Annotated in this window: 23 protein-coding genes; 21 read left to right on the forward strand and 2 right to left on the reverse strand. The window is 46.7% G+C overall.

What is annotated here, in order from left to right; translation table 11 throughout:
• The 4 genes from atpA to ACWJJX_RS07065 all read left to right on the forward strand — a co-directional run bounded on the left by atpA (position 1) and on the right by ACWJJX_RS07065 (position 4,317).
• On the forward strand, positions 1 to 1,509 hold the full coding sequence (gene atpA / locus ACWJJX_RS07050; protein ID WP_003151170.1) for a F0F1 ATP synthase subunit alpha: 1,509 nt from the start codon (positions 1 to 3) through the stop codon (positions 1,507 to 1,509).
• A 75-nt stretch (positions 1,510 to 1,584) separates the two neighbouring features.
• On the forward strand, positions 1,585 to 2,448 hold the full coding sequence (gene atpG / locus ACWJJX_RS07055; RefSeq protein WP_003151172.1) for an ATP synthase F1 subunit gamma: 864 nt from the start codon (positions 1,585 to 1,587) through the stop codon (positions 2,446 to 2,448).
• A 25-nt stretch (positions 2,449 to 2,473) separates the two neighbouring features.
• Complete coding sequence (gene atpD, locus ACWJJX_RS07060; protein WP_003151173.1) at positions 2,474 to 3,895, forward strand: F0F1 ATP synthase subunit beta; 1,422 nt, start codon at positions 2,474 to 2,476, stop codon at positions 3,893 to 3,895.
• A gap of 23 nt (positions 3,896 to 3,918) precedes the next feature.
• A complete protein-coding gene (locus ACWJJX_RS07065) occupies positions 3,919 to 4,317 on the forward strand; it encodes a F0F1 ATP synthase subunit epsilon (protein ID WP_003151176.1) in 399 nt (132 codons plus the stop codon).
• 44 nt (positions 4,318 to 4,361) lie between these two features.
• Here the strand turns inward: ACWJJX_RS07065 and ACWJJX_RS07070 are convergent, their stop codons facing one another.
• Positions 4,362 to 4,832 (reverse strand): hypothetical protein, encoded by a 471-nt coding sequence (locus ACWJJX_RS07070; protein ID WP_003151179.1) that lies wholly within the window; start codon positions 4,830 to 4,832, stop codon positions 4,362 to 4,364.
• A gap of 172 nt (positions 4,833 to 5,004) precedes the next feature.
• Here ACWJJX_RS07070 and ACWJJX_RS07075 point away from each other — a divergent pair, with 172 nt between their 5' ends.
• From ACWJJX_RS07075 to ACWJJX_RS07155, 17 genes are all read left to right on the forward strand, one after another.
• Entirely contained in the window at positions 5,005 to 5,235 is a 231-nt protein-coding gene (locus tag ACWJJX_RS07075) for a DUF1146 family protein (RefSeq protein ID WP_003151181.1), read from the forward strand.
• Positions 5,236 to 5,376: 141 nt separating this feature from the next.
• Complete coding sequence (locus tag ACWJJX_RS07080; RefSeq protein WP_003151183.1) at positions 5,377 to 6,117, forward strand: YwmB family TATA-box binding protein; 741 nt, start codon at positions 5,377 to 5,379, stop codon at positions 6,115 to 6,117.
• A gap of 33 nt (positions 6,118 to 6,150) precedes the next feature.
• A complete protein-coding gene (gene murA, locus ACWJJX_RS07085; RefSeq protein WP_007407592.1) occupies positions 6,151 to 7,461 on the forward strand; it encodes a UDP-N-acetylglucosamine 1-carboxyvinyltransferase in 1,311 nt (436 codons plus the stop codon).
• A 198-nt stretch (positions 7,462 to 7,659) separates the two neighbouring features.
• Complete coding sequence (gene spoIID, locus ACWJJX_RS07090) at positions 7,660 to 8,691, forward strand: stage II sporulation protein D (RefSeq protein WP_454022849.1); 1,032 nt, start codon at positions 7,660 to 7,662, stop codon at positions 8,689 to 8,691.
• Positions 8,692 to 8,955: 264 nt separating this feature from the next.
• Positions 8,956 to 9,642, forward strand: a complete 687-nt coding sequence (locus tag ACWJJX_RS07095; protein ID WP_003151188.1) for a VWA domain-containing protein — start codon at positions 8,956 to 8,958, stop codon at positions 9,640 to 9,642.
• A gap of 310 nt (positions 9,643 to 9,952) precedes the next feature.
• Positions 9,953 to 10,633 carry a VWA domain-containing protein gene (locus ACWJJX_RS07100; protein WP_015387578.1) on the forward strand — a complete coding sequence of 227 codons (681 nt, stop codon included), beginning with the start codon at positions 9,953 to 9,955 and terminating at the stop codon, positions 10,631 to 10,633.
• An 86-nt stretch (positions 10,634 to 10,719) separates the two neighbouring features.
• Positions 10,720 to 10,884 carry a hypothetical protein gene (locus tag ACWJJX_RS07105; protein WP_007407587.1) on the forward strand — a complete coding sequence of 55 codons (165 nt, stop codon included), beginning with the start codon at positions 10,720 to 10,722 and terminating at the stop codon, positions 10,882 to 10,884.
• A gap of 95 nt (positions 10,885 to 10,979) precedes the next feature.
• On the forward strand, positions 10,980 to 11,768 hold the full coding sequence (gene fdhD / locus ACWJJX_RS07110; RefSeq protein WP_454022850.1) for a formate dehydrogenase accessory sulfurtransferase FdhD: 789 nt from the start codon (positions 10,980 to 10,982) through the stop codon (positions 11,766 to 11,768).
• Between the two features lie 17 nt (positions 11,769 to 11,785).
• Positions 11,786 to 12,811: a GTP 3',8-cyclase MoaA gene (moaA, locus tag ACWJJX_RS07115; protein ID WP_454022851.1), complete on the forward strand. Its 1,026-nt coding sequence runs from the start codon at positions 11,786 to 11,788 to the stop codon at positions 12,809 to 12,811.
• A 190-nt stretch (positions 12,812 to 13,001) separates the two neighbouring features.
• Entirely contained in the window at positions 13,002 to 14,132 is a 1,131-nt protein-coding gene (locus ACWJJX_RS07120) for a response regulator aspartate phosphatase (protein ID WP_053573977.1), read from the forward strand.
• A gap of 121 nt (positions 14,133 to 14,253) precedes the next feature.
• Positions 14,254 to 14,733, forward strand: coding sequence for a hypothetical protein (locus ACWJJX_RS07125; protein ID WP_065982538.1), 480 nt, complete (start codon positions 14,254 to 14,256; stop codon positions 14,731 to 14,733).
• A gap of 73 nt (positions 14,734 to 14,806) precedes the next feature.
• A complete protein-coding gene (locus tag ACWJJX_RS07130) occupies positions 14,807 to 14,995 on the forward strand; it encodes a CsbD family protein (RefSeq protein WP_326355066.1) in 189 nt (62 codons plus the stop codon).
• A gap of 353 nt (positions 14,996 to 15,348) precedes the next feature.
• Positions 15,349 to 15,666: an urease subunit gamma gene (gene ureA, locus ACWJJX_RS07135; RefSeq protein ID WP_003151198.1), complete on the forward strand. Its 318-nt coding sequence runs from the start codon at positions 15,349 to 15,351 to the stop codon at positions 15,664 to 15,666.
• Positions 15,663 to 16,037: an urease subunit beta gene (gene ureB / locus ACWJJX_RS07140; RefSeq protein ID WP_003151199.1), complete on the forward strand. Its 375-nt coding sequence runs from the start codon at positions 15,663 to 15,665 to the stop codon at positions 16,035 to 16,037. Before ureA ends, ureB begins: the two co-directional genes overlap by 4 nt.
• On the forward strand, positions 16,034 to 17,743 hold the full coding sequence (ureC, locus tag ACWJJX_RS07145; protein ID WP_014305996.1) for an urease subunit alpha: 1,710 nt from the start codon (positions 16,034 to 16,036) through the stop codon (positions 17,741 to 17,743). Before ureB ends, ureC begins: the two co-directional genes overlap by 4 nt.
• 140 nt (positions 17,744 to 17,883) lie before the next feature.
• Positions 17,884 to 18,288, forward strand: coding sequence for an Rrf2 family transcriptional regulator (locus ACWJJX_RS07150; protein ID WP_003151203.1), 405 nt, complete (start codon positions 17,884 to 17,886; stop codon positions 18,286 to 18,288).
• A gap of 37 nt (positions 18,289 to 18,325) precedes the next feature.
• Positions 18,326 to 18,637: a hypothetical protein gene (locus ACWJJX_RS07155; RefSeq protein WP_223609733.1), complete on the forward strand. Its 312-nt coding sequence runs from the start codon at positions 18,326 to 18,328 to the stop codon at positions 18,635 to 18,637.
• Between the two features lie 24 nt (positions 18,638 to 18,661).
• On the opposite strand, the gene xynA is transcribed toward ACWJJX_RS07155, so the two are convergent.
• Positions 18,662 to 19,303 (reverse strand): endo-1,4-beta-xylanase XynA, encoded by a 642-nt coding sequence (gene xynA / locus ACWJJX_RS07160; RefSeq protein ID WP_007407578.1) that lies wholly within the window; start codon positions 19,301 to 19,303, stop codon positions 18,662 to 18,664.
• Between the last annotated feature and the right edge of the window lie 120 nt (positions 19,304 to 19,423).

Consider the following 19,423-nt stretch of genomic DNA (forward strand, 5'->3'; position numbering starts at 1 on the left):
GTGAGCATCAAAGCTGAAGAGATTAGCACGCTGATAAAGCAGCAAATTCAAAATTACCAATCTGAAATTGAAGTTCATGACGTAGGTACAGTCATCCAAGTCGGAGACGGTATTGCGCGTGTACACGGCCTTGACAATTGTATGGCCGGTGAACTTGTTGAGTTTTCAAACGGCGTTTTGGGTATGGCTCAAAACCTTGAAGAATCCAACGTAGGTATCGTTATCTTAGGACCTTACAGAGATATCCGCGAAGGTGATGAGGTCAAAAGAACGGGCCGCATCATGGAAGTTCCTGTAGGTGAAGAATTAATCGGACGTATCGTCAACCCGCTCGGACAGCCGGTAGACGGACTGGGTCCGATTCTGACAAGCAAAACACGTCCGATCGAAAGCCAGGCTCCAGGCGTAATGGACCGTAAATCGGTACATGAGCCGCTGCAAACGGGTATCAAAGCGATTGACGCGTTAATTCCGATCGGCCGCGGACAGCGTGAGCTGATTATCGGGGACCGTCAGACAGGTAAAACATCTGTTGCGATTGATACAATCTTAAACCAAAAAGATCAAGACATGATCTGTGTGTACGTAGCGATCGGCCAAAAAGAATCTACAGTGCGCGGCGTGGTGGAAACACTTCGTAAGCATGGCGCGCTTGATTACACGATTGTCGTGACGGCGTCCGCTTCACAGCCGGCTCCGCTTCTTTACCTTGCACCGTATGCAGGGGTGACAATGGGTGAAGAATTCATGTACAACGGCAAGCACGTTCTCGTCGTATATGATGATTTATCCAAACAAGCAGCCGCTTACCGTGAGCTGTCATTGCTTCTTCGCCGTCCGCCGGGCCGTGAAGCATTCCCTGGGGATGTATTCTATCTTCACTCCCGTCTGCTTGAGCGCGCAGCCAAGCTGAGTGACGCTAAAGGCGCAGGATCAATTACGGCGCTGCCGTTCGTCGAAACACAAGCAGGAGATATCTCCGCTTATATTCCGACAAACGTCATTTCCATTACTGACGGACAGATTTTCCTTCAATCCGACCTATTCTTCTCAGGCGTGCGTCCTGCGATCAATGCCGGATTATCCGTATCCCGTGTCGGCGGGTCAGCCCAAATCAAAGCGATGAAAAAGGTAGCGGGAACATTGCGTCTTGACCTTGCTTCATACCGTGAACTTGAAGCATTCGCCCAATTCGGATCTGATCTTGACCAGGCGACTCAGGCGAAACTGAACCGCGGTGCGCGTACAGTTGAAGTGCTGAAACAAGACTTGAATAAGCCGCTTCCGGTTGAAAAACAGGTAGCCATTCTTTATGCGCTGACAAAAGGATATCTTGATGATATTCCGGTTGCGGATATCAGACGTTTTGAAGAAGAGTACTACATGTACCTTGATCAAAACCATAAAGATCTGCTTGACGGCATTGCGAAAACAGGAAACCTTCCTGCTGATGAAGACTTCAAAGCTGCAATCGAAGGCTTCAAACGCACATTTGCACCAAGCAACTAACCCTTAGAAGATGAGAGAAAAAGGTTCTCTTTTTCTCTCTTTTTACGCAAATGAAGAATAAAGGTGGTGAAATCTTTGGCCTCATTACGCGATATTAAGTCAAGGATCACGTCAACGAAAAAAACAAGCCAGATTACAAAAGCCATGCAGATGGTATCCGCTGCGAAGCTGAACCGTGCGGAAACCAACGCGAAGTCATTTGCTCCGTATATGGATAAGATCCAGGAGGTTGTGTTTAACGTCGGAAAAGGCGCGAAAAACGCGAAACACCCGATGCTTGTCTCAAGAGAAGTGAAAAAGACGGCGTATCTCGTCATTACGTCTGACCGCGGGCTTGCGGGTGCGTTTAACAGTTCGGTTTTGCGAAACGCTTACCGCACCATTCAAGAACGCCATCAGTCTAAAGATGAATACACGGTGATTGCAATCGGCAGAGTCGGCCGCGATTTCTTCAAAAAACGGGAGATGCCGATTTTGTCTGAGTTAGTGGGGCTTGGCGACGAGGTCACTTTTGCTCAGATTAAAGATTTGACCCGTCAGACGGTTCAAATGTTTATCGACGGCGCATTTGATGAACTGCATTTGGTGTATAACCATTTCGTCAGTGCGATTTCACAGGAAGTGACGGAGAAAAAAGTGCTGCCTTTAACGGATTTCGGAACGAGCGGCGGGAAGCGCACGGCTTCTTACGAGTTCGAACCGGATGAAGAAGAGGTGCTCGAAGTGCTGCTTCCTCAATATGCGGAAAGCTTAATTTACGGCGCGCTTCTTGACAGTAAAGCAAGTGAACACGCTGCGAGAATGACAGCAATGAAAAATGCGACTGATAATGCGAAAGAACTCATTGATTCACTTTCGCTTTCATATAACCGCGCGCGTCAAGCGGCGATTACACAAGAAATTACCGAAATTGTCGGCGGTGCAGCCGCTTTAGAATAGAAAGATTTTGTCAGGAGGGATAGCGATGAAGAAAGGACGCGTAAGTCAGGTGCTTGGACCGGTTGTCGACGTACGTTTCGAGGACGGCCACTTGCCTGCGATTTATAATGCGATTAAAGTTTCACAGCCAGCTACAGGCGAAAATGAAGTAGGCATCGACCTAACGCTAGAGGTTGCTCTTCATTTAGGCGATGATACAGTCCGTACAATTGCCATGGCATCTACGGACGGAATTCAGCGCGGAATGGAAGCCGTTGATACAGGTGCGCCGATTTCCGTTCCTGTCGGTGATGTGACTCTCGGACGCGTATTTAACGTACTGGGAGATAAAATTGATTTAAATGAACCGCTGCCTGCGGATGCTCAAAAGGACCCGATCCACAGATCAGCTCCTTCATTCGATGAGCTTTCAACTGAGGTTGAAATTCTTGAAACTGGAATTAAGGTTGTTGACCTGCTCGCTCCTTACATCAAGGGCGGTAAAATCGGATTGTTCGGCGGCGCCGGCGTAGGTAAAACCGTATTAATCCAGGAATTAATCAACAACATCGCGCAAGAGCACGGCGGTATTTCCGTATTCGCCGGTGTAGGAGAGCGTACTCGTGAAGGGAACGACCTTTTCTACGAAATGAGCGATTCAGGCGTTATCAAGAAAACAGCCATGGTCTTCGGACAAATGAACGAGCCGCCGGGCGCACGTATGCGTGTAGCACTGACGGGTCTTACAATGGCTGAGCATTTCCGTGATAAACAAGGACAGGACGTACTGTTCTTTATCGATAACATTTTCCGTTTCACACAAGCGGGTTCAGAGGTTTCCGCGCTTCTCGGCCGTATGCCTTCTGCGGTTGGTTATCAGCCGACGCTTGCGACAGAAATGGGTCAGCTTCAAGAGCGTATTACGTCTACAAACGTTGGTTCAGTTACATCTATCCAGGCGATCTACGTGCCTGCCGATGACTACACAGACCCGGCTCCGGCGACAACGTTCGCTCACTTGGATGCAACGACTAACCTTGAGCGTAAATTAACTGAAATGGGTATCTACCCTGCGGTTGATCCGCTGGCTTCCACTTCCCGCGCGCTTGCTCCGGAAATTGTCGGAGAAGAGCATTATGCGGTGGCGCGTGAAGTCCAGTCAACGCTTCAGCGTTACAAAGAACTTCAGGATATTATCGCGATTCTCGGTATGGACGAATTAGGTGAAGAAGACAAGCTTGTCGTTCACCGCGCACGCCGTATCCAGTTCTTCCTTTCTCAAAACTTCCACGTAGCTGAGCAGTTTACGGGACAAAAGGGTTCTTACGTGCCTGTTAAAGAAACGGTACGAGGTTTTAAAGAAATCCTTTCCGGTAAATATGACCATCTTCCGGAAGATGCATTCCGTCTTGTGGGACGCATTGAAGAAGTCATTGAGAATGCAAAAGAGATGGGTGTAGAAGTTTAATCTGGTCCTAGGAGGGTAAAAGCATGAAGACCGTTAAAGTCAATATCGTTACTCCCGACGGCCCAGTATATGATGCTGATATTGAAATGGTGAGTGTAAGAGCCGAGAGCGGTGATCTCGGTATCCTGCCTGGCCATATTCCGACCGTGGCTCCGCTTAAAATCGGCGCTGTCCGCCTTAAAAAAGACGGGCAGACCGAATTGGCGGCTGTCAGCGGCGGATTTTTAGAAGTCCGTCCTGATCAGGTCACTATCCTTGCACAAGCCGCTGAAACAGCGGAAAGCATTGATAAAGAGCGCGCCCTTGCTGCGAAAAAGCGGGCGGAAGACCGTTTGAACAAACGATCAGATGATACTGACATTCGTCGGGCTGAGCTTGCGTTACAGCGGGCTGTAAACAGATTGGATGTTGCAGGAAACTAAAAAAGAATCCTTCTCGGCTGTCTGAGAAGGATTCTTTTTCTATATTAACGCATAAGAGATTCATAGACGCCGATAAGCGGATGATCCTCTTCTTTTTGCAGATATAAATGTTCGCAGCAGTTGTCGGTGTGCCACGTTTTGTTTCCTCTCCGCACACCCGTCGTATAAGCGCCGTCCGTATACGGATAAGGTTTGACGACCCATTCGGCATCGTCATGATGTCTGATGGCGCAATCGATGACATACACACTGAGCATTTTCTCAAATTCGTCAATCGGCAGGTTCCAATCCGCCAAAAGCAGCTCTTTTATGCTGCGGAAGTAAAGAGCTTCCACTGCCAGCAGGCTGCCGGGTGAATAATCAAGAGAAATGTTGAAAAACTGACATAATTCTTTCAGTTCCTCTGTTTGAGACTGTCTATAATCATAGTAGAATGCTATCGCTTCCCACTCGTGGTCAAATACGGGAAGTGTTTCTCCATACTGCTTTTCCGGATGAAAAAAGGAATGATTCATATTCCCATCTCCTTTCCAAAAAAGTATATCATACCGGAGAACGGACATTTAAGCGGGGATTGCCCCTAATTTTGGATAAAAATTCTGATGTAAAAATGATCATCTTTCTCTCTTCTTCTTATATAATAAGAGAGGATATGAGGGGCGGAAAAAATGAAAGGAGATGGAATTTGTGAATGTATTGGGGCAGCAGGCCGCAATCAGCATCCTGGTTCACCTGGTATGCATTGCGGTGACATGGTGGGCGCTTCAGGCCGTCAACTTTGATCCGCTGATCCGAAAAGGAAAAATAGTGCAGGCGAGGCTGCTGATCATTCTTCTTACCATTGCGATCGGTACGGCAGTCGCCAACTTCTTTTTAGATTATCTTACCTATTCGAAACAGCTTCCATACTTATTTTAAGATGTTTCGTCTGTTGAAATGAAGGGAATCGCTGGGTGAGAAACCAATTTTTCTTCACCCGCTTGGCGAGTTTTGACGAAGTTTTCCATGTATTGCTTTCCCCGGCTCCGGCAAAAATGGGAGTAAGGGGGAGAGATCGATATGAAGAAAAAAAGAGCAGGCCGCATCATCTTGTTTTTTGTTTTTTTAAGCGCCTTAATAGCGGTATTTCATTCCATTCATGCAAGTGAGCTGTCTCCGCTTGCCCAGATTGCCGAAGGAATGGAGCGGCAGCAGGTCACTGTGGATGAATGGACGCTTCATGCGAAAAAAAATCTGAACCTGTCACTGAGTGAATTTGATGACAAGGTAAAAGAACTGAAGACGCAGTATCCGCAATATCATTGGGAATCCGCGCGGGAAGATAAAATCGTAAAGGCCGTCGGCACGTATTCTGACAAAAAAAATCACACAACTTTTAAACTGCAGCTCGTCACTACCCTCAAAAACCAGAACCCAACTTCGTATTTATTATATGAGCAAATGAGCCCGGAGCAACCGGAAAACTGGAATGATACATATGAACAGTTTGAACGGCAGGCACATGACATATTTCAAAATAAAGTATTTATTTTTACTTGTCTAAAGGGTCATTTAAATGATAATATGAGTATTGTTTTGCAAAAAAAAGCAGAACAGCTCATGAAAGAATTTGAAGCAAGTCCAGTTGAACATGTAGTTGAGCCTCATTTCGTTTCTGTTTCTGCATTTACATATAAGTGGACAGATTACATCATGACATCGAAACATAAGATGAATGTGCAAGTTGCGCTTAGAAGTGCGGGAATGGGCGGAAAACATACCGTTACGGTTGGCACACCAATCGTGACGACTGAATATTAATATAGAGAATATAGGGACGCGGAGGGGAATACCTTGGAAAAAATCATCGTCCGCGGCGGTCAGAAGTTAAACGGCACAGTGAAAGTTGAAGGAGCAAAAAATGCCGTTTTACCAGTTATCGCTGCATCTTTATTAGCAAGTGAAGAAAAAAGCGTAATATGTGATGTACCTACGCTCTCCGATGTATATACAATTAATGAAGTGTTGCGTCATTTAGGAGCAGATGTGCATTTTGAGAATAATGAAGTTACCGTAAACGCTTCTTACGCTTTAGAAACAGAAGCACCTTTTGAATATGTGCGCAAAATGCGCGCGTCAGTGCTTGTTATGGGCCCTCTGTTAGCCCGTACGGGTCATTCAAGAGTAGCGCTTCCGGGCGGCTGCGCAATCGGCTCAAGACCGATTGATCAGCATTTAAAAGGCTTTGAAGCAATGGGTGCAAAAATCAAAGTAGGCAACGGCTTTATTGAAGCAGAAGTGGAAGGCCGTCTGCAGGGCGCAAAAATCTATTTAGATTTCCCAAGTGTGGGTGCGACAGAAAACTTGATTATGGCAGCTGCTTTAGCTGAAGGAACAACAACGCTTGAAAACGTGGCAAAAGAGCCTGAAATCGTTGACTTAGCGAACTATATCAATGCGATGGGCGGAAAAATCCGCGGAGCCGGCACAGGCACCATTAAAATTGAAGGTGTCGAGAAGCTTCACGGCGTAAGACACAACATCATTCCTGACCGTATTGAGGCGGGTACTTTCATGGTGGCTGCGGCTATCACGGAAGGAAATGTATTAGTAAAAGGTGCGGTTCCTGAGCATCTTACGTCTTTAATTGCGAAAATGGAAGAAATGGGAGTCAAAATTACGGATGAAGGAGAAGGCCTTCGTGTCATCGGTCCAGCCCAGCTGAAGCCGATCGACATTAAAACGATGCCTCACCCAGGATTCCCGACTGATATGCAGTCGCAAATGATGGCGCTGCTTCTCCGTGCGAGCGGAACAAGCATGATTACTGAAACTGTGTTTGAAAACCGTTTTATGCATGCTGAAGAATTCCGCCGGATGAATGGCGACATTAAAATTGAAGGACGTTCTGTGATCATTAACGGTCCTGTACAGCTGCAAGGCGCAGAAGTTGCCGCTACGGACCTGCGTGCGGGCGCGGCGCTGATTCTTGCGGGATTAGTGGCTGAAGGTCATACACGCGTCACGGAACTGAAGCACTTGGATCGCGGTTATGTGAATTTCCATAAAAAACTTGCGGCTCTCGGCGCTGACATCGAGCGTGTCGTTGATGAAACGGCCGCTGAACAAGAAAGCAAAGAAGTCGTAACTGACCTAAACGCATAATGGCTGTAAAAACAGTATGTCAATCTGGCATACTGTTTTTTTATGGTTTATCATCATTATTATGCTCTGATTTTCAAAAAAGAATACGTTTTTCGCGTGAAAAATGGAATAAGATTCTGTCCAAAAGGAAGTCATATTAGCTTGTCCCTGCCCATAAGATGAAGTAGAGTCGAATCCCAAGCAGGAGGCAGCTGATATATGAAACCGATTGTATTTCTACTATCCGGGCTGTGTATACTTATTCTTCTTGTTCCCACCATTCTCGTTCTTCCGTTTCAGGCGGAAAAAGGAGCAGCCGTAAACAGAGAGCCCGGACACAAAACAACACACACCACACGAGAAACAAAAGGAGCAGAAACATTGAAAGAATCACCTGTATCCATTCCGGTTTATCGGACATCCAATCATTCTGTAGAGAACATTCCGCTTGAAGAGTACGTGATCGGTGTCGTGGCTTCCGAAATGCCCGCAAACTTTAAACCGGAAGCCTTAAAAGCCCAGGCGCTCGCCGCCCGGACCTTCATCGTCAGGCTGATGGTCGCTGACTCAGCCGTTCAGGCGCCGAAAGGATCACTGGTGGATGATACGCAAATGTTCCAAGTCTATCAAAGCAAAAGCCAGCTGAAAAAAGAATGGGGTTCTAAGTACGCACACAACCTCAAGAAAATCACAAACGCGGTCGCCGGCACGCAAGGAAAGATTTTAACGTACGACAACAAGCCGATTGAGGCATCTTTCTTCTCTACGAGCAACGGGTATACGGAAAATGCGGAAGCCTATTGGACAAGCGCCATTCCTTATTTAAAGAGCGTGAAAAGTCCGTGGGATAAGCAATCGCCGAAATATCTCGCCACCCAGACCTTCAGTGTGCCGGAGTTTCAGCAAAAGCTCGGCGTGCAGCTCTCGGGGCAAAACACGGTAGGGCAGATTACGGCCAGAACGCCGGGCCATCAAGTGGCAACGGCCGTCATAAACGGCAAAAAGCTGAAGGGAAGAGACATCCGGGAAAAACTCGGACTCCGTTCTGCCGACTTTGAATGGAAACGGAACGGCGGCAGCATCACCATTACGACAAAAGGATTCGGCCACGGCGTCGGCATGAGCCAGTACGGGGCCAATTACATGGCGGAGCAGGGGAAATCCGTGGCGGACATCGTCAAGCATTATTATCAGGGAGTGGACATATCCGAAGCAGATTCATTTTTAAACAAATATATGGCGAAAAAATAGACGCTTTCATGAGCGTCTGTTTTTTTGAAAACTATTCCATAAACGGTAAAGCAACCAACAGACTCATATAACGAAAGCCTAAAGGCTGACAAATGCCGTCTGAAGGCTGAGCGCCGGGTGAAAATCACTGATAAAAATGCCGCATCTATGTGAATATACGCAAAAATAATGAGGAACGCCGTCCTATTTATTTCCCTTTTCATCTCATTTACGATAAATATTGTTCGGCGTTGAACGTAAATCTATTGAAAAGGGGAAGAAGCAATGAAAAAAACACTTTCACTCATAATCATGCTCGGATTGATGCTGACTGCTGCATCTCCTGCTTTTGCTGCCGAGAATGCAAACGAGAAGACATTTTTATTTAAAAACAATATCGCCATTTTGCTTGATGCAAGCGGCAGTATGGCGAAACGGATTGACGGCGTTTCCAAATACAATATGGCAAAAGATGAAATCGTCCGTTTTGCAGATCGAATTAAGTCTACATCACAGGTCAGAATGACGGTTTTCGGTTCGGAAGGCAATAATAAAAACTCCGGCAAAGTTCAATCTTGTGAATCCATTCGCGGTGTATACGGATTCCAAAAGTTTGACAGACAGAGCTTCCTCAATTCTCTGAACGGAATCGGGCCTACGGGCTGGACACCGATTGCAAAAGCATTAGAAGATGCGAAGGCTTCTTTTAACGGCGTTCATAAATTCGGCTTTAAATCCGTTTACCTGTTGACAGACGGTGAGGAGACATGCGGCGGAGATCCTATTAAGACAGCGAAAGAACTTCGCAAACATCATATTAAAGTCAACGTGATCGGCTTTGACTTTAAAGAAGGCTTCAACGGACAGCTTCACGCAATTGCCGGTGCGGGCGGAGGAAAATATTACGAAGCTCACAGCCAAAAGGATATGAACCGCATCTTTACGATGGAAGCGAGTTCATTAGCGAAATAAGAAAAGGTGCCGTTTAGCGGCCCTTTTTTTTATGTTCCATTTAACAAAAGTTTCAAGAAAAGATGAAGAGAAAACTGTAAAAAGAATCAGATTCCGGACTTATATTACAAAAAGGGCGAAAAAGGCATTAAATCTGTCATCATTTATCCAATCTTTTTAGGATGATGCGCATAATTCTGTTCATTTTTAACGGCGTACAGCCGCTTATACAAAAGGAATCCCGCCCTATATCTTTTTGCATACTCCTCATCTAGCATAGAGAAGAGCCGGGGGCCCATCGGCCAAAAACAAACGGAGAGGAATGAAGGAAATGAAAAAAATGTTCACTGCGGGGATTGTCGGACTTTTGACGCTTTCACTCGGATCGCCTGTTTTTGCAGCTGAGAAAAAGCACGAAGAAACAAATGTCGCCGTGCTGTTTGACGCAAGCGGGAGCATGATACAAAAAACAGGGGGAGAGCGTAAAATAGATGTTGCGAAAGAGTCTGTCACTTCTTTTGCGGAAGTTCTTCCTGAAGACACGAATCTGATGCTTCGGGTATTCGGGCATAAGGGCAATAATAAAAACTCAGGCAAAGCCGTATCATGTAACGCGACAGAAACGTTATACGGCCTTCAGCCGTACGCCGTGACTCCATTTGAGCAATCACTCAGCAAGATTAAACCGACCGGCTGGACACCGATAGCGAAAGCGCTTTCTGATACACGTGAAGAATTTGAGCGGGCCGGCGCTAAAGGGAAAAACGTCGTATATCTGATCACAGACGGTGAAGAAACATGCGGCGGGAATCCTCAGGCCGAAATTCAAAAACTCCGTAAAGCGAATGTCAACACGGTCGTCAATATCATCGGCTTCAACTTCGGCATGAAAGGAAGCGAAAGCCTTGAAAAAGCGGCGGAAGCGGGAGGCGGCACATACGTCTCAGCTGACAGCGCGGACGAGTTCAAACAGGCTTGGGAAGACGCTGCAAAGGATTTAGCAAAAGAATAGGTTAAAAAAGGGCGCCCGCGCGGCGTCTTTTTTTGTTTAGAAAACGGAACCGCGGGAATGATACGGATAAAAGGAGATGAACGCTGTTGTTAAAAGGAGCAGGCATTATATTAGTGCTGGCGGCAGTCGTTTTTGTTCTGATGGGGATTTTTCTGAAGCTTGCCGCCTTCATATTCGTCAGTATATTGGCCATTATCGCCGCAGTTATTTTATTCACCATTTTGAGCAGACATCATCGCAACGAAACATAGAGTCCGAAGAGGGCTCTTTTTTTAAACCGCAAATTCGACAAAATACAGGGATTGTGGAAGAATAAAAGAGAAGGATACTGCGGAGGGGAAAAAAAGTGGATGAAAAAACAACAGCGGTAAGAGACATATACCGCTATGAAAAAGGGGTATTAACAAAGACGGCAGATCGGATGGTTTCAGAGTATCCGCTGACCGTCATGGTGAACGGGCAGGAATTTGTTACGCTCGTCTGCACGCCTGACCATTTAGAGGAACTCGTCATCGGATTTCTCGCATCAGAAGGCGTCATTCGTTTTGAAAAAGAGATCAAAAGCTTTACTATAGATGAAAGTCTCGGGTTTGCATATGTTGAACTGACGAATCCCGGAGTGCTTGAGCAAAAGGACTATACGAAGAGGGTCATCGGTTCATGCTGCGGGAAAGGCCGCCATTTTTACTTTCAGCAGGATGTGAAAACGGCCAAAACCGCCGTCAGCTGGATTACCATAACTCCTGAGACGTGCCTTCGCCTGATGAAGGAGATGCAAAGCGGAAGCGGCACATTCCGGGAAACGGGCGGCGTCCATAATGCAGCGCTGTGCGATACGGAAAAGCTGCTCTTGATGAGGACGGATATCGGGCGCCACAACGCGCTGGATAAGCTGTACGGCTGCTGTTTGAAAAACGGAATGCCCGTCCGTGACAAGCTGATCGTCTTCAGCGGCCGGATTTCCTCAGAGGTTTTATTAAAAGCCGCAAAAATCGGCGTGTCGATTGTCATTTCAAAATCGGCGCCGACGGAGCTCGCGCTGCAAATGGCGGAAGAGCTGAACATCACCGCGATCGGTTTTGTCAGAAACGGATCATTTAACGTATACACACATCCTGAACGGGTTGAACAATAGAAAGGGGTCTTGGGCTTATGAATACAGAAACGCGCCGGGTGACAGACAAAAGGGAAAGGCCGCTCAGGGATCTTCGTATCTCTGTAACCGACCGCTGCAACTTCAGATGCACGTACTGTATGCCAGCCGAATTATTCGGACCGGATTATCCATTTTTACAAAAGACGGAATTGCTCTCCTTCGAGGAGCTTGAGCGGCTTGCGAAGCTGTTTGTCGGCCGCTTCGGCGTTGAAAAAATCAGGCTGACGGGCGGAGAGCCGCTCATGAGAAAAGATATGCCTGAATTGATCAAAAAACTTGCGCGCATCCCCGGACTTAAAGATATCGCGATGACGACAAACGGCTCTCTGCTTCCCGTGTATGCGGAAAAACTGAAGCAGGCGGGGCTGCATCGAGTGACAGTCAGCCTCGATTCTTTAGAGGATGAGCGGTTTAAGGCCATTAACGGCCGCGGCGTTTCGGTGAACAAGGTGCTTGAGGGCATTGAGGCGGCAAAAGCGGCCGGACTCGGTGTGAAAATCAATATGGTTGTTCAAAAGGGCGTCAATGAAAAAGATATCCTGCCGATGGCCCGCTATTTTAAAGAAAAGGGTCATATTCTCCGGTTTATTGAATTTATGGATGTAGGCAATACGAATCAATGGAATAAAAAAGACGTGATCACGAAGGCCAAGATTATTGATCTGATCAACCAGCACATGCCGACGGAGCCGATAGAAGCGAATTATAAAGGAGAGGTCGCTTCCAGGTTCCGCTATCTTGACGGTTCCGGCGAAATCGGCGTGATTTCCTCCGTCTCGGATGCATTCTGCGCCTCCTGCAACAGAGCACGCCTGTCGGCGAGAGGCGAGCTGTTTACGTGCCTGTTTGCGTCAAGCGGCTATGATGTTCGGAAACTTGTGCGCGGCGGTCTGACCGATGATGAATTGACGGAATCCATCGCTTCTGTCTGGAGAAATCGCACGGATCAGTATTCAATTGACCGCGCGCTTTCTAAAACGGATGGGAAAAAGAAAGTGGAAATGTCTTATATAGGCGGATGAAGAAAAGCTTGCCCGGACAAGGGCAGGCTTTTTTATTCACATTATGAGAGCGGTCTGTTCAAAAAATACCGGTGACAGCCGAAATATATGATAGGAATTTTGATGCAGGACAATCAAGTTATGCAATTCCAAAGCCATACAATATGTTAAAATATAACCAATAGAAATTAGAAAAGGTTGTGAAAGGGGCATGACCGCATACGAGATTCCGTCATCTCAAGTTGGAGTCAAGATCAACAAATGGTACAAGCACATTTTAGCGTTTCAAGCGGCTGATGCCATAAAGCTGAAAGAGGAAATTGATGAGGATATACAACGTATGGAGGAAGACCAGCTGCTGCTGTTATATTATCAGCTGATCAGCTACCGCCATCATATTATGCTTGATTACGTCAAGCCGGAATGCACCGAACAATCACAGATTCAGTACAGCGAGCTGCAAAAGACGATCGAAAGCACGGACAGTATATCAGGACTGTCTGAGTATTATTTCCATTTGTTCAGAGGAATGTATGAATTCGATCACAATAACTATGTTGCGGCTATTTCTTTTTACCGGAAAGCGGAAAAACTCCTTTCATTTGTCGAGGATGATATAGAGAGGGCGGAATTCCATTTCAAGATGTCTGAAGTGTTTTACGTCATGAAGCAGACTCATTTTTCCATGAATCACGGGATTCAGGCGCTGGATACGTATATGAAACACGATTTTTACAGAGTGCGGAGAATTCAATGCCATTTCGTCATCTCAGGAAACTACATCGACTGCAAAAACTACGACAAAGCGCTTGAGCATTTAGACGAAGCCCTCCGCCTTTCTTTGCTTGAAGGACAGCCCCGCCTGATCGGGTCTTCGCTTTACAATCTGGGGAATTGTTATTCTGAAAAGCGGGATCTGGATGAAGCGGCCCGGTACTTTAGAAAAGCGGTTCCCGTTTTTGAAGAGCATCAGCTTGAACAGCTTCCGAAGGCGCTGTTCAGCTTAACGCACACCCTTTTCAGGCTGCATGATGACCAAGCGGCCCTTACCTATTATGAAAGAGGGATCATGATCGCGAAAGAACGCGGCGACCGATTCAGTTTAGAGAAGTATAAGTTTTTACAAGCGCTTTATTTGGAGTCTCTCAATATGGATTTAATTCATGAAGTGTTTGACTATATGAATGAAAAATCGCTGTATGTGTATATTGAAGATTTCGCCTTGGAGGCCGCCGTTTACACAAGCGCACATGAGCAATATAAAGAAGCGGCGTATTTTTATGAAAAAGCGATTCGCATGAGAGAAAACATTCAAAAAGAACAGTGTTTATACGATATATAATTTTCTTAACCATCTGATCAGCAGATGGTTATTTTTTTATGCACATCAAGACGTTTGATCATAGAAAAAATCGGAAAAATCGCAAAAGAGGGAAAAAAGTACGATGGGAAGGAGGGATTTGTTGTTCGGATTTAATGATATGATAAAGTTTTTCGTTTCATTTCTCATCATTCTCCCGATGGTGTCTGTCATCCATGTGTCGGGACACAGCTTTATGGCCATGCTGTTCGGAGGCAAGGCGTCATTGGATATCGGAATGGGGAAACGTCTTTTAAAAGTAGGGCCGATTCAGGTTCGGCGTATCTACTTCATAGATTCTTTCTGCAAGTTCGGCGAATTGCGGATAGATAACCGTCTGACGAGCGCGCTCGTCTATTCCGGAGGCTGCCTGTTTAATCTCGCTTCTATCTTTTTAATAAATCTGCTGATCATAAAAGATGTCCTCGAGCCAAACTTATTTTTTTACCAATTTGTCTATTTTTCAACTTATTATGTTTTCTTTGCTCTTCTGCCCGTGCAATACGGGGATAATAAGCTGTCAGACGGATTGGCTGTTTACAAAGTGATCCGCTACGGGGAACGCTGTGAAATCAATAATTGAGAGTTTACATGTTTGGGTTCGGGCTGAAAGGGAAGAAAACAAGTACACAAAAACAAAAGGAGCTGAAGAGATCATGAGTGAAGATAACGGTTTAAAAGACAAAGTAAAAGGCAGCATGAACAAAATGAAAGGGGAAGCAAAGGACAAAGCAGGCGACATGGCAAACAAGTCCGACTTAAAAGCGGAAGGGAAAAAAGACAAAGCGAAAGGCAGCCTGCAAAAGGGTGTCGGTAAAACGAAAGATAAACTCAGTGATGATTAATTTGATCGTGAAACACAGCAAAAGCCCAAAATATTTTGGGCTTTTTGTTATGAGAAATGACAAAAATTCCAGTTCGTTTGGTTAATATTCACTAAATTTTTAAATATTCTATAAATTCCCCGGCGATTTCTTTATAATATTCACAAAGAATGTAACCTTTCTTCACATTTAATTAAACGTTTGTTGAAGAAAAAAATGAGAAATCGGTCATTTCTGCAAAAGGAATCGGGCCGTTCACCGTCGAATAACTTTTATCACTTAACATTTCATGAGGTGAAGGGGGTGACGGCCGCCTGCATCGTTTCGGTATGACCATGCGGATTGTGTTTGACTATCACTAAGGGGGAATACAGATGAAACTGACACCGGTTGAACAAGAAAAATTACTTATTTTTACGGCGGGAGAGCTCGCTAAGCAACGGAAGGCGCGCGGCGTCCTGCTGAATTATCCCGAAGCCGCCGCATATTTGACCTGTTATCTGATGGAAGGCGCGAGAGACGGAAAAAGCGTTGCGGAGCTGATGGAATCCGGCCGCAATGTATTGACGGAAAAAGACGTTATGGAAGGCGTTGCGGAAATGCTGGACAGCATTCAGGTGGAAGCGACGTTCCCGGACGGGGTTAAGCTTGTCACCGTTCATCAGCCGATCAAAGCGGAGGTGAAGTCATGAAGCCGGGAGCGATTCAAGTCGCAAAGGGGACCATCACCATTAACGAAGGCCGGAAGACGCTGGAGGTGTCAGTCACCAATAACGGAACACGGTCAGTGCAGGTAGGATCGCATTTTCATTTTGCCGAAGCCAACGGCGCCCTTTCCTTCAATCGGGACAAAGCAATCGGCATGCGCCTTGATATCCCGTCAGGCACATCTGTCCGTTTTGAACCGGGAGAAGAGAAAACCGTCACGCTCGTGGAAATCGGAGGGCGAAAAACGGTCAGAGGCCTCAACGGCATGGCCGATACGTATATGGATGAGCGGGGAAAAGAGAAGACGCTGTCAAATCTTAAAAAAGCCGGATGGATGGAGGAGGCGATCCGATGAAAATGTCACGTGAGCAATACGCAGAACTGTTCGGACCGACAACGGGAGACAAAGTCAGACTCGGAGATACGGATTTATGGATTGAAGTCGAAAAAGACTTCACGAATTACGGGGAAGAAATGATTTTCGGCGGAGGGAAAACAATCCGGGACGGCATGGGGCAGAACGGGCGTATCACCGGGAAAGACGGAGCGCTTGATCTGGTCATTACTAACGCCGTCATCCTGGATTATACCGGAATCGTCAAGGCGGATATCGGGGTGAAGGACGGCCGGATTGTCGGCGTCGGGAAAAGCGGCAACCCTGATATGATGGATGGGGTGGACCCGCACATGATTATCGGTGCCGGAACAGAAGTTATTTCCGGCGAAGGGAAAATCGTAACGGCCGGCGGGGTGGATACGCATATCCACTTTATCTGCCCGCAGCAGATGGAAGTCGCGCTTTCTTCAGGCGTGACCACGCTTCTCGGCGGCGGAACAGGTCCTGCGACGGGAAGTAAAGCGACGACTTGTACATCCGGTGCATGGTACATGTCGAGAATGCTGGAAGCGGCCGAGGAGTTTCCGATCAATGTCGGTTTCTTAGGAAAAGGAAATGCATCCGATAAAGCGCCGCTGATCGAGCAGGTGGAAGCAGGCGCGATCGGCCTGAAGCTGCATGAAGATTGGGGATCAACGCCAAGCGCCATTAAAGCTTGCATGGAAGCAGCGGATGAGGCGGACATTCAGGTGGCGATCCACACAGACACGATAAATGAAGCGGGCTTTTTAGAAAATACGCTTGATGCGATCGGCGACCGGGTTATCCATACATATCACATAGAGGGAGCCGGCGGAGGCCATGCACCGGATATTATGAAACTCGCATCTTACGCCAATATCCTGCCGTCCTCTACGACGCCGACGATTCCATATACCGTCAACACGATGGATGAGCATCTTGATATGATGATGGTCTGCCATCATTTAGATTCAAAAGTGCCTGAAGACGTGGCGTTCAGTCATTCACGCATCAGAGCGGCCACCATCGCGGCGGAGGATATTCTGCACGATATCGGCGCGATCAGCATGACGTCATCTGACTCGCAGGCGATGGGCAGGGTGGGAGAAGTGATTATCCGGACATGGCAGGTCGCCGATAAAATGAAAAAACAGCGCGGCGCTCTATCAGGAGAAAACGGCAATGACAATGTGCGCGCCAAACGCTATATCGCCAAATACACGATCAACCCGGCTGTCACTCACGGCCTGAGCCATGAAGTCGGTTCCGTTGAAAAAGGAAAGCTTGCAGACCTTGTACTATGGGACCCGGTTTTCTTCGGTGTCAAACCTGAACTTGTGCTCAAAGGCGGCATGATCGCCCGCGCCCAGATGGGAGATCCGAATGCTTCCATTCCGACGCCTGAGCCCGTGTTTATGCGGCAGATGTACGCATCCTACGGTAAAGCAAACCGAAATACCTCTATTACATTTATGTCCCAGGCCGGTATCGCAAACGGTGTGCCGGAAAAGCTCGGCCTTGAAAAAATGATTTCTCCCGTACGGAATATCCGTAAGCTGAGTAAGCTCGACATGAAGCTGAATGACGCGATGCCGAATATACATGTCGATCCGAAAACCTATCAGGTGTTCGCCGACGGAGAAGAGCTGGCATGCCAGCCCGTCAGTTATGTTCCGTTAGGACAGCGTTATTTCTTATTTTAATCCCTCTCCGGCCGGTTTCCCGCCGGCCTGTTTACCCTCTATTGCCAACTTGATTTCATCCTGCCGCCCGTTTTAGTGTATATTAGTAGTTGACAAACAAATGAAATGTAACCATTGTGGTTACAACGGTGGTGAAAAACATGATTAACAGCCGTCTTGCTGTGGCCATTCACATTTTATCGCTGATCTCAACGGATGAACGGGCGTCATCGGACATGATTGCGGGCAGCGTAAACACCAATCCCGTCGTAGTGCGGAGAACGATCAGCCAGCTGAAAAAAGCGGGTATTCTGACATCCCGGGCGGGTGTTCCGGGAGCCAGCCTGAAAAAAGATCCGTCGGAGATCACCCTCTTAGAGGTTTACAGGGCGGTGCAGAATAAGGAAGAGCTTTTTGCGGTTCACGACAATCCGAACCCCGACTGTCCGGTCGGCAAAAATATTCAGCGCGCGCTCGATGAGACGTTCGGAAGCGTACAGCGGGCAATGGAGAATGAACTTGCGAGCAAGTCCCTTTATGATGTAATGAATCATCTCTTTTGTTAAAAAGAGATGGGTTCATGCCGCTAGAGGTGTAACGGAAATGGTTACAATGGATAATGAGGAAATCACGGTTTTGGCTCTATATTCAGACAAGCCTGGATGCGGGATTGCGATCTGTTTAATGAAGAAATCCTCCGAAACTAAAGGAGGTGGTAACCGGGATATTTTTATTTTGCTTAAGGCTTATGTGAAGGTGTCTGTTGTAAGCGGGTTACCAAAAAAAGACGGAACTCTTATTTTAATACGCGCTAAAAAAACTGATGGAGAATATCCTGCCTCCGGTAATGCCAAAACCGTTCGCCTCTTCACAATCATTATAAAATTTCTCAAGGAACGATCAGCAGCCCGTTAGCTGCCCCTCATTAAAGATGAGCTGTTACCACACTGTTACATTAGAACTTCCGCTGCTTTTATATCCTTCTGTCGCTAAGACTTGATAAGCCCAATTACTGCCCAGATTCATTCCATGGCTCTTCCATGCGTTAACATGATTGCTGAAAGTGATTGCAGCGTTGCTTCCGGTTGGTCTCTTCGACTGGCGGACACTCCAGTACTGCGTAAAAGTAGTGTTATCGCCATCAATGGAAGGTGCATTATAACGTGTCGTTGTATATATGTCATATGTACCTCCATCACTCTTTACAGTACCTTTATACGTTCCGGTAGGTCTGTAAGTACCCCATGAATCCACCACATAATATTCGATGAGAGGTGCTCTCGTCCAGCCATATAAAGTCAAATATCCATTGCCATTCGGCGCCCAAACACCGGCATTATAGTTTATTGTTCTAAATGGCGAGCCTGTAGTCCAGCCTTTACCAACAACGAAATTCCCGGTATTAGACCAATTAACACTGTAATTTCCGCCAGAGCCATTGACTGCGTTTACTGTCCCGCCCCCGTCAGTCCAATTTTGCCAGTAATCTGTGCCAGCTGCAGAGGCGGTTGCCGAAAACATGCTGATACTCATGAAAGCTGCCGTTAATCCCACTAAGAATTTCTTTTTAAACTTAAACATATGTTACCTCCTATACTATTTTTTCTGACTTTGACATGAGGCAGCACTCGTAAATATTTAACAAACGCCAACGCTTTTGATCGTTCCTTTCAATATAATAGCATGAATACATGAGTGAAT

The sequence above is a fragment of the Bacillus sp. YH3-2-B2 genome (genome assembly GCF_053663335.1).